At 43.2% G+C, this 13,368-nt stretch carries 11 protein-coding genes; 3 read left to right on the forward strand and 8 right to left on the reverse strand.

The genetic code is table 11. From position 1 onward, the window contains the following. Position 1: 1 nt before the first annotated feature. Together rodA and C0V77_RS08215 are read right to left on the reverse strand one after the other, a co-directional pair. Positions 2–1,276, reverse strand: a complete 1,275-nt coding sequence (gene rodA / locus C0V77_RS08210; protein WP_101725853.1) for a rod shape-determining protein RodA — start codon at positions 1,274–1,276, stop codon at positions 2–4. A 61-nt stretch (positions 1,277–1,337) separates the two neighbouring features. Beyond that, positions 1,338–3,239 carry a penicillin-binding transpeptidase domain-containing protein gene (locus C0V77_RS08215; RefSeq protein WP_101725854.1) on the reverse strand — a complete coding sequence of 634 codons (1,902 nt, stop codon included), beginning with the start codon at positions 3,237–3,239 and terminating at the stop codon, positions 1,338–1,340. A gap of 220 nt (positions 3,240–3,459) precedes the next feature. Here C0V77_RS08215 and tsaE point away from each other — a divergent pair, with 220 nt between their 5' ends. The 3 genes from tsaE to C0V77_RS08230 all read left to right on the forward strand — a co-directional run bounded on the left by tsaE (position 3,460) and on the right by C0V77_RS08230 (position 5,585). Next, the gene (gene tsaE / locus C0V77_RS08220; protein ID WP_101725954.1) at positions 3,460–3,864 is read left to right on the forward strand and encodes a tRNA (adenosine(37)-N6)-threonylcarbamoyltransferase complex ATPase subunit type 1 TsaE; all 405 of its coding nucleotides are present in this window, start codon (positions 3,460–3,462) and stop codon (positions 3,862–3,864) included. Positions 3,865–3,896: 32 nt separating this feature from the next. Next, entirely contained in the window at positions 3,897–5,114 is a 1,218-nt protein-coding gene (locus C0V77_RS08225) for an alanine dehydrogenase (protein ID WP_101725855.1), read from the forward strand. A gap of 66 nt (positions 5,115–5,180) precedes the next feature. Then, positions 5,181–5,585, forward strand: a complete 405-nt coding sequence (locus C0V77_RS08230) for a hypothetical protein (RefSeq protein WP_101725856.1) — start codon at positions 5,181–5,183, stop codon at positions 5,583–5,585. A 12-nt stretch (positions 5,586–5,597) separates the two neighbouring features. On the opposite strand, the gene panC is transcribed toward C0V77_RS08230, so the two are convergent. From panC to xerD, 6 genes are all read right to left on the reverse strand, one after another. Further along, positions 5,598–6,440: a pantoate--beta-alanine ligase gene (gene panC, locus C0V77_RS08235; protein WP_101725857.1), complete on the reverse strand. Its 843-nt coding sequence runs from the start codon at positions 6,438–6,440 to the stop codon at positions 5,598–5,600. 68 nt (positions 6,441–6,508) lie between these two features. Further along, a complete protein-coding gene (locus C0V77_RS08240) occupies positions 6,509–6,910 on the reverse strand; it encodes a response regulator (RefSeq protein ID WP_101725858.1) in 402 nt (133 codons plus the stop codon). Further along, positions 6,885–10,430: a PAS domain S-box protein gene (locus C0V77_RS08245; RefSeq protein ID WP_101725859.1), complete on the reverse strand. Its 3,546-nt coding sequence runs from the start codon at positions 10,428–10,430 to the stop codon at positions 6,885–6,887. The genes C0V77_RS08240 and C0V77_RS08245 overlap by 26 nt, the downstream gene beginning before the upstream one ends. A gap of 299 nt (positions 10,431–10,729) precedes the next feature. Next, a complete protein-coding gene (locus tag C0V77_RS08250; RefSeq protein ID WP_101725860.1) occupies positions 10,730–11,476 on the reverse strand; it encodes an alkaline phosphatase in 747 nt (248 codons plus the stop codon). Then, the gene (locus tag C0V77_RS08255; RefSeq protein WP_229236233.1) at positions 11,445–12,431 is read right to left on the reverse strand and encodes a 1-phosphofructokinase family hexose kinase; all 987 of its coding nucleotides are present in this window, start codon (positions 12,429–12,431) and stop codon (positions 11,445–11,447) included. Before C0V77_RS08255 ends, C0V77_RS08250 begins: the two co-directional genes overlap by 32 nt. Before the next feature lie 3 nt (positions 12,432–12,434). Beyond that, a complete protein-coding gene (gene xerD, locus C0V77_RS08260) occupies positions 12,435–13,352 on the reverse strand; it encodes a site-specific tyrosine recombinase XerD (protein WP_101725861.1) in 918 nt (305 codons plus the stop codon). Between the last annotated feature and the right edge of the window lie 16 nt (positions 13,353–13,368).

Below are 13,368 nucleotides of genomic sequence, written 5' to 3' on the forward strand. Positions count from 1 at the left end.
TTTATACTCTGTAGCTCCGGTGAGCGTCCAGCTTTAAGAAGATAAATAAAAGAATGGTAAACGACCAAAGCGACGACCCCCCATAGCTTAAGAAAGGCAACGGAATACCAATAACAGGCATCAGGCCGATGGTCATACCGATATTAACCAGCAAGTGAAAAAACAGAATTGAGGCCACGCAGTAGCCGTAAATCCTGGCAAATTTGCTTCGTTGCTTTTCAGCCAGATTAATAATACGGTTAAGCAATGCTGCAAAAATCAATATTACAATTAAACTACCCAGAAAGCCCCACTCCTCGCCTACGGTACAGAAAATAAAGTCAGTTGACTGCTCAGGTACAAAATCAAACTTGGTTTGAGTACCCTGCAAATACCCTTTGCCAAATAAACCGCCAGAACTGATGGCAATTCTTGATTGTGTTACGTTCCAGCCATCACCCAAAGGGTCCGAGTCCGGGTTCACCAATATCTGAATACGCTTTTGCTGATGTGGTTTCAACACTTTGGTTATAAAGAAATCGGTACTGAATACAAATATTGAGCCTATGGCAAACACGGCCACAAGCCTGAAGATATTCTGGGTGGTGCGTTCGTAGCGTTTCAGGAAAAAATACCAGAACAACCCGCAAAGCACCGCAATACCCAGTATGATGTATAACTTAGAGAAAAACAGTGTAAGCACAAATAAAATTGCCAGCGATATGCCCAATGCCGGATAGATACCCGGTAGGCCTTCGCGATAAAACACAGCTATAAAAGCAGCAAACGTAAGCGCCGAGCCGGTTTCTTTTTGTAAAATAATAATTATAGGCGGCAGCAGCACTATTACAGCAGCCACCAGGGCATCTTTAAAACGGGTGATGTTCACGTTCTGGGTACTCAGAAACCGGGATAAAGCCAAGGCCGTAATAACTTTGGAAATTTCGGCGGGCTGAAGCGAAAAGGTGCCTATCTTAATCCACGATTTAGAACCCTTAATTTCAGTTGCCAGAAATATGGTGGCAATGAGAACAAGAATAATAAACCCATAAAATATGTAGGCGAATGAGTCATAGAACTTATAATCTATAAACAATACGATAAGAATCAGAAAAAATGATGTACCAATAAATATCAGCTGCCTGCCAGCATTGTGCGATAACGAAATAATTTCAATGGGGTTTTCAGGGTTATATACCGCTGCGTAGATGTTCAGCCAGCCAAAAAAAACCAGGGCTATATAAAGCCAGATGGTTGTCCAGTCAATTCCTTCTCTGATGTCAATGTCACGTGCCATGTTTTCTAATTATGCTTAGCTGATTATTTATTAGGTGCTGTAAAATTTCTTAGTAATTATTTTAATTCCTGGGCTGCGCCGCCAATGCCAACGCATGGTTACTTGTTTTTGCCTGTGCAACGGTCTGATTCCTGGCAGCCATGGCCTCAACTGTTTTTATTGACAGGTTAACCATCCTTTCTTTTAGTTCCTGACGTTCCACTTTCCTTTTCAGGTATTTCTCTATCAACAACGTGGCAATCGGCGCAGCAACAGAGCCTCCGGCTCCGGCATTCTGTACCATTACCGCAATCGCAATTTTAGGATTCTCTCTTGGTGCAAACGCTATAAAAACCGAATTATCCTTCCCTTTTTTATTCTGAGAAGTACCTGTTTTGCCACAAATGGCAATGCCCGGCACAATTCCTGCTCCACCAGATACCGTTCCGCGCTCTACGGCATCCTGCATACCCCCAATAATGGCTTCAAAGTGCTTCGGGTCAATATCTGTTTTATGCACCTCTTTCAGTGCCGTATTCACCCCTTTAGCCTGCTGCCCTACTCCATTTACAAGGTGCGGGGTTATCCAATAGCCCCGGTTAGCAATTGTGGCCGCTAAGTTAGCCATTTTCAGCATATTTACAGATACTTCTCCTTCGCCTATGCTTAAAGAGTAAATATTTGAGAATTTCCACTGGTGCGCACCATAGCGTTTGTCATAGTATTTTATACCCGGCAGCAAACCGCTTGATTCGGTTGGCAGGTCTATGCCCAGTTTGCTTCCGTAACCGAACCTGGCCACCATTTCTTGCCATTTACTAAGCATTACCGGCGCTTCTCTGAAAGGGTTGGTCTCGGTGCCCATTGCCATGGTCTTGCGGAATACATGATAAAAGTAAGGATTACATGAAAACCGGACAGCATTGTGCAGGTCGTTGGGTGAACCGGCATGCGGATGGCATTTTACCGGCGCGCCACCTAGCGGAAAGGCGGTTGACGGACTGATGGCTCCCATTTGCAGGGCTACCAGTGCCTGCACAAGTTTAAACGTAGACCCGGGCCTGAAAAAACCGGTTGCCACACGGTCGTTCAGTGGTTTGTCCGGATTCCTGTACAATTCTTTAAAATTTCTGGCAAACTGTTTTCCAGACAGTAAGTTGGGATCGTAGTATGGGTAAGAGCCCATAGCCAGAATCTCGCCTGTTGATGGCTCAATGGCAACAGCGCAGCCGGTTTTACCATTAAAAAGGCTATCTGCCAGTTGCTGTACCTCTATATCAATAGACGTGTATAAATTTTTACCAATTACAGCCAGTGTATCAAACTTGCCACCTGCATAAGAGCCTTTAAATTCTCCTTTTACGTTCATCATTGTAAATTTCACACCTCGCCTTCCTCTCAATTCCATTTCGTATTGCTTTTCAAGGCCGGTTATGCCTACATAGTCTCCGCGCCTGTAATACTCCACTTCCTGATTCTCATAAGCCTTTTTGCTTATTTCGCCAATATACCCTAAGGCATTGGCCATGGTATGCGCCGGATAGGTCCGGAAAAAAGATAGCTCAAACGAAAACCCCGGAAAATTAAGCATGGCATCAGACACCCTCGCGTAATCTTCTTTAGACAATTGCCTTAGAAACAACGACGCCCTGCTGCGCGAATATGACCGGGCTGCTGCCATGGTGCTGTCTATGTAGTTTTTTGTAATACCCAGCAAGGCACAAAACATAGTGGTATCGAGTTTTTTTACTTTGCCCGGCACCACATACATATCGTAAACGTCTTCATTTGCCACCAGCAAATTACCGTTACGGTCATAAATCTGTCCGCGAACCGGCACCTGCCATTCTTTCCTGATGGCATTAGTTGACCCTACCGAGTGGTAGGTTTCGTCTATCACCTGCAGATATAGTAACCTTGACAGATAAACAGCACAAATAGCAAAGAAAACGCCTAGGATTACCTGCTTGCGGTCCTGAAACATAAAAAAAACTTACAAAAAAAGGAATTGGGAAAAAGTGAAAGGATAACCACACGGGGGCGTAGTTTTCGTGAAACAAAGTTCATGAAAAAACAACATAAAAACATATTTTGAGGCCAGAAAAAGTAAATTTTCTTTCAGAAATTTATTAAATACCAACCGATTGGAATATTTCATGGATTTATGCGATTTTTGCATTGATTACTTAACGGGTATTAAATTTATGACATATTCCATTCATGATCTGGACCACACTGCAGACACCATTATTGCCAAGGCAGACGGACGGACTATCTGGATATTTGAAGGCGAAATGGGCGCCGGTAAAACCACACTCATTAAGGCTATAGCCGGCAGAATGGGCATTTCAGGGGCTGTACAAAGCCCTACTTTCTCAATTGTAAACGAATACCTCACTGCCGCAGGTAACACCGTTTACCACTTTGATTTCTACCGACTTAAGCGGGAATCGGAAGCGCTTGATTTTGGGGTGGAAGAATATTTCGATTCAGGCAATATATGCCTGCTTGAATGGGCCGAAAAAGTAGAATCTCTTCTGCCAGAAAATTGTTATACAATACGGTTATCGGTTATTGATGAAAAAAGCCGAAATTTGTGGTTGAATTAATACAGCGTAGCAAACTAAATCATAACTAACCTATGACAGGCCAATCTGTTTCTGAACTAGCAAGGCAATCGGTGCTTTACACGCAGGAGTCGCCCGAGATGATAAAAAAGGGAGATAAAAGCCTATTTATTGGCCTGCCAAGGGAGACATCGTTACAGGAAAGCCGAATTGCCCTTACACCTGATGCCGTAAGTCTGCTTGTAAGAAATGGCCATGAGGTAATTCTGGAAAGTGGCGCCGGCGATGCCGCCAAATTTACCGACAACGAGTACAGCGAAGCCGGAGCCAGAATTGTGTACTCGCAGGCTGAAGTTTTTGAAGCCAATATTATACTCAAAATAGAGCCGCTTACCGAAAAAGAAACCGAGTATCTGAAAACAGACCAGACGGTGATATCGGCATTGAATGTACCCAATCTTGACAGGAAATATTTTGAAAGACTGAATGAGAAAAAAATAACCGGTATTGCCTTTGAACTGATTCAGGACAAAGTTGGCGGCTTGCCCATTATTAGAGCCATGAGTGAAATTGCCGGAAACACCGTAATGCTGGTTGCGGCAGAATTGTTAAGCAGCGTACACAACGGAAGAGGGATTATTCTGGGTGGCATTACCGGCGTGCCGCCTACCAAGGTGGTTATACTCGGGGCAGGCACCGTTGGCGAATATGCCGCACGTGCCGCTTATGCACTTGGGGCAGAAATAAAGGTTTTCGACCAGCACATTTACAGGCTGCAAAGAATAAAATATACCATTGGGCAACAGATTTACACCTCTATTATTGATTCTGAAACATTGGGTGCCGAATTGTCGGGCGCAGACGTGGTAATTGGCGCCATGCGTGCCGAAGACGGCATAGCTCCGGTAGTTGTAACAGAAGAAATGGTTTCGGCCATGAAAAAAAACTCTATTATTATTGATGTATCTATTGACCAGGGCGGTTGTTTTGAAACCTCTGAAATGACCACTCACAAACAGCCTACATTCCAGAAATACGGTGTAACACATTATTGTGTACCCAACATTGCGTCTCGTGTGGCACATACGGCCAGCATTGCGCTGAGCAATGTTTTTACACCCTTTTTACTTAAAACAGGCAAAGTAGGCGGCATTGAAGAAATGATTTTTGCCAAACAATGGTTTACCAAAGGGGTATATAGCTACAAAGGCAGCCTTACCAACCTTCCGCTGGCGCAAAGGTTTAACCTGCGGTATAAAGACCTTGGCCTGCTAATTGCAGCCAGAATGTAAAAGATTGTCGGTAAAGGCAATTTTATTTATCAGTGCAATCGTTCAATCAATCAGTAAAAAAAAGACATGATTAACCATTCAAACGAAAATACAATACTTGACGACGCTAATTCGCCCGAATTAGACAAAAAAATAATGGGTAAGATTTCAGAAGATTTTATCATTGTGGCCGATCACCTGAAAGAAGCATCTTACCAGATTCGTAAACGTGGGTTTTCTGAACACCCCGTTTTTGTAGTAACCCGCACACCTGTTGAGGTAGGTCAGCTACTTTTCGGCCGGGGAGACTTCAAAACCCAGTTTGATTACAAAGCCTCATTTCTCGATGAGTTTGTGCAACGCCGGCTAATAGGTGAAGAATCGGTAGAGTTATTTAAAGAAAACTATAAAAACCCTGAAGAATACTGTTGCCTTTTTGTGATTGAAAACGAATTTGCCGGTTTTGTTTTTGTGCCATTTCCGGAAGACTGATTGTATTTCGAATCAGAACACGATATTGTCTATCAGCCTTACTCCATCCAGAAAAGCCGCCACGCAAACGGCAGTTTTTCCCGGTTCGCCAGCTTGTCTTATCGGTTCAAGTGAATCAAAATCAGCAATTTCAAAATACTCAGGTTCAATGGCCGGTATAGTTTTAAAAAACGTAGCTATGGTGTGCTGAGTTTCTGCAGAAGATGCGCCCCCCTTTAGTTTTTCTTTAGCTAACTGCAAGGCCTTGTAAATATTATGAGCAGATTGACGGCCTTCGGCCGACAGCCGTCTGTTTCTGGATGACATAGCCAGACCGTCTGCTTCACGGAGTGTTGCACAGGGAACAATTTCGAGGTCGAAACTCAAATCTGCCACCATTCTTCTGATAACCGCTACTTGTTGCAGGTCTTTCAGCCCGAAATAGGCCTTATCTGGCTTCACGATATTAAAAAGTTTGGAAACCACTATTCCTACGCCATTAAAATGACCGGGACGGAATTTGCCTTCCATTACTGTCTCCAGAATACCAAAGTCAAACTTCATCTGAGGTAAAACCGGATACATTTCATCGGCTGATGGAGCAAACACAACATCACATCCCGCTGCCTCAAGCATCTCATTATCTGCCTCAAGTGTACGCGGATATTTCTTAAGGTCGTCGGCATTATTAAATTGTGTGGGGTTCACAAAAATACTACAGACTGTCAGGTTGTTTTCTTGTTTCGAAGCCTCAATTAAAGAGATATGTCCTGCATGGAGCGCCCCCATGGTTGGCACAAAGCCAATGGTTTTACCAGCTATTTGCTGATTTTTAAGGAAAGACTGTATGGCTGATATAGAAGAAAAAACAATCATTTGCTGTATCAATTTGGTGGTTGCTAATACCCGCCAGATATTAACGCCACAAATTTAACAAATAAAGCTTATTTCTTAACCAGTTTTCTGAGGAGGTCGGTAGTGATAGGCTTAGATATATAACCAATAATGATTGGATATTGCTTGGCTTTTTCTTTATCGAAAGGATTAGTAGATGAAGACAAAATAACTACTTTGGTGTCCGGGAACCTGGGGTATAGCTCTGCAACAAATTCATCAAGATATTCCCAACCGCTCATAACAGGCATATTTACATCAAGAAAGACCAGGCTCGGGTAGTCTAAGGTGTCTTCTTCGGGCTTATCAAGCAGCGTTTTATAGTAGTCAAGCGCTTCTTTACCACTTAAGGCAGTAATTACCTCTTTCGTAAAAGCTGTTTTCTCAGTTACCATTTTAATGAGCATCAATGTGGTCATGTCATCATCAATGCAAAGTAGCTTGTTTATCATACCTAACTTTAAATTTTAAAATAAACCTTGTACCGCAATCAATTTTGCTTTCAACATCAATAGCGCCTCCCAATGCTTCAAGCTGCGATTTAATCAGGTACAAACCCATGCCTTTACTATCGGGTCTGTCATGAAACCGCTGGTACAAACCAAACATTTTTTCACGATGTCGCTTCAGGTCAATACCAATTCCATTGTCTTCGAAAGTCAAAATAACAAAATCTCCTTCATATTTTGTTTTAATGTTTATTTTTACTTTTCGGGAGTATGATCGATATCTGATTGCATTGGTGGTCAGATTCATCAAAATGCTTTCAAGGTAAGTATCGTTGAACACCACAGAGGGTGCCATGCTGAAGTCAGTAGTAATTTCTGCTTCTGATTCTTCCACCTGATAATTCAGTTGTGTTAATACCTTTTTCATAATCTTATCGAACCGCACATGGCCAATCTCAATTGAACCGCTGTCTCTGATAACCAGAATATCAATAAGGTCGCTGATGGTATCATTCAGCAAATGCGTTGAAACCCTGAAACCCTGAATAATCTGTAACAATTCAGGGTTATCGATAGACATTTCGTCAACAATATTAAGAAATCCGATAAGATTTGACAAAGGTGCCTTAAAATTATGAGAAGTTATATATGAAAAGTGTTTTAAATCTTCATTGCTTTGGTTCAATTCCTTTATTAACTGCTCTTTTTCAAGCTCCCGCTGTTTTCTATCGGTTATATCTCGCTGTATTGAAATCCAGTGGGTAAACCGTCCGCCGCTGTCAGCCACCGGTGCCACAGATACATTCATCCAGAAGTCTTCACCGTTTTTTCTTTGGTTTTTCAGCTCCACTTCGCAGTGTTCACATTTTATAAATGCCTCTTCCAGTCTGCTCAACTCTACTGCGCTTGGGCTCTGCCTCAAAAAAGACAGTAAGGGTTGGCCAATCAGTTCGCCAGGTGTGTGGCCTGTCATCAAAGCGCAGGCATCGTTTACATATATAATAATTGGGTTGGCGCTATCGTTGCCTGTTGTATTGGCAATGAGAACTGCATCTTTTGTGTTGGTAATAACAGACTCCAATTGCCTCAACCGGTTTTCTTCTTCTTTCTGGCGGGTTATGTCCTGCATGGCGCCAATGATTCTTACAGGGTTCTGCTCTTCATCTGACATAATGAACCCGCGGTCATAAACATATTTATATGAGCCGTCAGCACAGCGAAAACGGTACTCTAACTTTATGTTTGATTGCTTTTTTTCAAATACACTATTAAGGAAATCGTTTACTTTTTTCTTGTCTTCCGGGTGTACGGTTTGTTCCCACCACAGGCGGGCATCATTTACCTGAAGATATTCTGGAGGGTATCCAAAAACCTTGTTAATGCCTTTGTTATAAGTGAGACGGTTTCTGGTAAGGTCCATATCCCAGATGGTATCGCTGGTGGCTTTCATCACAATATCATATCTTTCTTTAGACCTCCGCAGCTTTTCTCCGGCTTCCCGGTTGTCCAGCAAAATACCTACAAGGTTGGCTGCTCTTTCTATGAATTTAACTTCGTGGTCTTTCGGAGACTTAGGGTTGGTATAATACGTGGCAAAACTGCCCGACACCACCCCATTGCTTTTTTTACATGGCACAGACCAGCACGCTTTAAAGTTAAATGCAGCAGCGAGCTCCCGGAAATCTTCCCAAAGCACATCTGTTTCAATATCTGTAACAATTACTTTTTCGCCGCGCCACATGGCAGTACCGCATGAGCCTGTACGTGGCCCGATGGCCAGCCCGTCTATCGCCTTTGAGAATTCTTCTGGAACAGACCTCCCCGCAACTTTGTTGATTCTGTTTTCGTCGTCCAGCAATACTACTGAGCAAATGGCACCTGTAATAAGTCGCTCAATCTCAACTGTCAGTTTTTCAAGAATGCGCTCAAATGGCACGTCTCCGGTGGCATTAATCTCAAAAATTTCCCGCTCTATCTCCAGCATGGTTTCATGGTACTTTCTGCTGGTTATATCTTGTTTGGCACCGTATATACGGATAGGTTGGCCTTGCTCATAAATGACAAATGCCCGCTCTAATACATAGACGTAGTCGCCATCGGCACGTTGAAAACGATACTCAACAGCAAACTGCTCATTTTTTCCGGTTAAAGCCACCTCAATTTCCTTCTTCACTCGACAGGCATCATCAGGATGTATGTGGTCTTCCCAGAAATTGGCTTCCAGGTAATCATTTACTACCGGATACCCGAATAACTTCAGGTAGCCGTCGCCCGAAACAAAAGTACGTTTCACCCGTAAATCATAATCCCAGATGGCATCGCTTGTTGCCTGAGCCACGGCCGCATAACGCTCGTTAGACTCGCGAAGCATTCGCTCATATTCCAGTCTTTTTCCCACGTCTCTCGAATTGGAAACAATTCCTCGCACGGTGTGGTCTTTCAGCAGATTAGTAATGGTGGTTTCCATCCAGACCCAGCTACCATTGGTATGCATAACCCGGTAAGGCGCAATTGTAATGCTGCCTTGCAGCCTAAGCCCCTTAGCTGCGGCTGAAACCCTGGGGGCATCATCAGGATGTATAAAACTGAAGGCATTCTGGTGTATTAAAGTATCTGGCGAATAGCCCAGTATAGATTCATGATTAGGGCTTACGTACTGAAAAGAAAAATCGGTATCAATAATGGTCATCAGGTCGGCACCCTCCTGCACCAATGCCCTGAAACGTTGTTCGCTGATACGCAATGCGTTTTCGGCTTTCATCTTTTCAGTTATGTCTGTCGATAACACCAATCTTGCTTTTCTGCCCGAGAAATCAATCATGTTACCTGCAATTTCAACATGAATAACCTCTCCGTTCTTTTTCAGGTGTCGGGTAATCCGCTTAAGCCGCTTGCCCTCATTCTTAAAGTCGTTTATGAGCGCAATTACTTCTGGTATGTTTACTTTAGGGCGGATGTCAAGAATATTCATATTCAGAAACTCTTCTTTAGAATACCCGTAATTATCAATAGCCGCCTGGTTTACATCCAGAAACTGAAACGAATTAATTTCATATACCCACATAGGTACCGGGTTCAGATGAAACAACTCTTTATAACGTTTTTCTGATTCCCTGAGAGAGATGAGGTTTTTTTTGCGTTCAAGGCTGTAAAGAATGCTTTTGTAAAGAAGAGATGCGCTCAGTTCGGGCCTGAATAGAAAATCGGCGGCACCCAAAGAAAGGCTTCTGATACTGAAGTTTTTATCGACTGAATCGCTGATAATGATAACGGGCAGGTCCATAGACGAACTCAGGGCTTCTTGTAGCCTTTCGTCAGCATTATAGCAACTGGCATCTATAACAAACAGAATAATATCAACGGGTTTACTTGCCAGCAGCTGAACTTTCATTTCAGCCAGGCTTCTGACATAATAGACCTGATTATTAAGTAAGCCGTCAGAAAGATATTTTTCTACACGGAAAACGTCATCCGGGTTATCCTCAACAACCAGAATGTTAAACTGTTTGGTAAAAACGGACATTAGTAATCATTTTGGGCTGAGATAGGGCAACATACTACCTTTCAAATTCCGGTTAGAATTCGGTTAAGCATGCAGTCTTTACCTGTAGTTTAAATATTCTTAACTCAATTTTAGCAATTGATAATCTTTAACAGTTTTTAGTTTTATCGCTTAAGAATAAGCAAGCAGAAACGGAAGAAGTTGAAAAACTCTCCGGTTGAACCCTTATTCACTCAAAGCCGGCAATCAGGCTAAACTAAAACACCAGGCAGCTTACCAGTGCCTGGTGTTTTAGCATACAAAAGTAATGAAATAAAATCTTATTTTAATACAAAATTATTTAGTAACTGCAAATCATCAGTACCGATAAAGTCAACACCAAGTTTTTTTAATGTCTCAAATGTCAGCAATGTATTAGCAGTACCCCATAACCTTACCCTTTTTCCTCTCGCATGGTTAAACTTCACAAACTCACTTATTTTCTGGTAGGTTTCTTCGGGCATCTCCTGCTTACCGGGCCAGTACTTGCCAAAATCTGTAAAGCTGGCGCTCACCATGTCAACACGTTTGTAGGCTTTATCAGAATAAACCGTTGTTTTCCGGCCGTCAAAGTAAAAAAGTTTGTCGTAGTACTCAAATTCTTCCGGCCTGGGCATGTCGCCACTTATGGTAATCTGTACGTGTTTCAGTTCTTTTCTATGTGGTTTCAGCAGTTTTTCCAGTTCTGCCATTATCAACCTGCCATCTTTTTTCAGGTCCAGTAGCAGATAAAGCTTTTTCTTATCCGGGTAGGCATAGCCTTTGTTGGCTTTTATCCGCGCCAGCAGGGGCTCCAGATACAAAGCTTTGAAAGTGCGGCCTTCTGCAATATTCTTCCAGTCATGGGCCACATACAGGTCTCCGTCTTTCAGATACAAATCGGCCTCAATAGAATCAAAGCCCAGGTCATAGGCATCAAAAAACGGTCTTGCATGTTCGTAATCGTTATGCGAGTGCATGAGCTGTCCAAATGCCTGATGAGCCAAAAGCAGCATACTAATGATGGCGAGTCTGATATTTTTTTTCATAAGTTACTAACCAGTTATATAATTTATTTGCGTCTTCTTTTTTAAACAGTTGGGTACCATCGTTCATAGTAGCCGCCGACCCACAGGCTACACCCCAGAGCAGCATTTCTATCACACTTTTTCCCTCAGACAAAGCCCATACCATACCCCCAACCATGCTGTCGCCGGCACCTACGGTACTTCTTTTCTGAACAGACGGCGCAGGCACGTGCCTGCAGGTATCAGCAGTAACCAGAATAGCACCCTGCGGCCCCAGCGACACCACCACAATTTCACATTTCCCTTTGGCTATAATTTCTGTGGCTGCGTCATCTACCTCATTAATTTCAAGTTTATCAGTTTTTACAAGCCTGGCAAGCTCGCTCAGGTTCGGCTTTAACAAATAAACGCCTTCTTCAATGGCTTTTTCTAAAGGTATGCCAGAAGTATCTGCTACCAGCCTTGAGTTGGTTTTTTTAGCAATAGCTGCTACTTTTTCGTAGAAATCGTTATCAACCCCTGCCGGAAGGCTGCCGCTGGCCACCAGATAATCGGGTTTCAGAGCCTCAATGGCTTTTAACAATGCCGCCGTTTCGGCTTCTGTAACCATTGGAGCAGGCATGCCAAATCTATATTGGGCATTGGTGTTGGTATCTACTGCAATAAAATTTTCACGGGTTTCGCTGGCGGTTTTTACAATATGGCAATCAATACCTTCATGCTTTACCAATTCCTGTAGCATATTGCCCGAGGCCCCTCCAGAAGTAAAAACAGCCAGGCTATTGCCTCCCAGCCGGTTAATGGCCTTTGACACATTAATACCTCCGCCGCCTGCATCATATTGGGGCGCTTCACATCTTATTTTTTGCTCGGCCACCAGGCCGGCAAATTTGGTGCTTTTGTCAACAGCAGGGCTGGCTGTAAGGGTAACAATTTTGTGTTGGTTCATATTCATCTGCTTTACGGATTTAATCATTTCTTATTGTTTGGGGTGCGAATCCTCCCGGGGGTGATAACTCCTGAGGGTTTCCTGCAAAAACGCTCTGTCGAGGTGTGTATATATCTCTGTGGTCGTAATTGACTCATGCCCCAGCATTTCCTGCACGGCGCGCAGGTCTGCCCCGCCCTCAATGAGATGCGTAGCAAAAGAATGCCTGAAAGTATGCGGCGAAATACTTTTATGAATACCGGCACGCTCGGCCAGTTCTTTTATTATCAGAAAAATCATTACCCGTGTTAAAGGCCGTCCCCGCCGATTCAGAAAAACCACATCCTGCGCATCAGGCTTAATATCCAGATGATTCCTTACCGTTTGCAGATAAATATTGGTAAACTTAACGGCGTCTCGCCCAATGGGTACCAGTCTCATTTTATTGCCTTTACCAATTACACGCACAAAACCAATATCAAAGTAACAGTTGGTCAGTTTCAAATCAACCAGTTCAGACACCCGCATACCGCAACTATATAGCACTTCCAGAATGGCCCTGTTTCGGGTGCCTTCATTGGTAGACATATCAATTATGCCCAACATTTGTTCAATTTCAGGAAACGACAGCGTGTCTGGCAGTTTCCTGCCGGTTTTGGGGCCTTCAATCAACTGAGTGGGATCTGTTTTGATGAGGTTTTCAAGCGCCAGGTATTTGTAGAAAGATTTGATACCCGATAAAATGCGCGCCTGAGAAGTGGCCGTAAGCCCGAATTGATTGATGTAGGCCAGGAAATCAGAAATATCCTGATCGTTGATTTGCTCCGGACCCGGCTTATGGTCGGTCATAGCAGCAAACTGGCTTAGTTTTTCAACATCTCTTAAGTAGGCTTCAATGGAGTTTTCGGACATAGACCGCTCCAGCCGAAGGTAATTCTTAAAATGTTGAATATAGATGGGCCAATTCAAAACCGTAATTTTTATA

The sequence above is a fragment of the Emticicia sp. TH156 genome, from assembly GCF_002855535.1.
GTDB classification, from domain to species: domain Bacteria; phylum Bacteroidota; class Bacteroidia; order Cytophagales; family Spirosomataceae; genus Emticicia; species Emticicia fluvialis.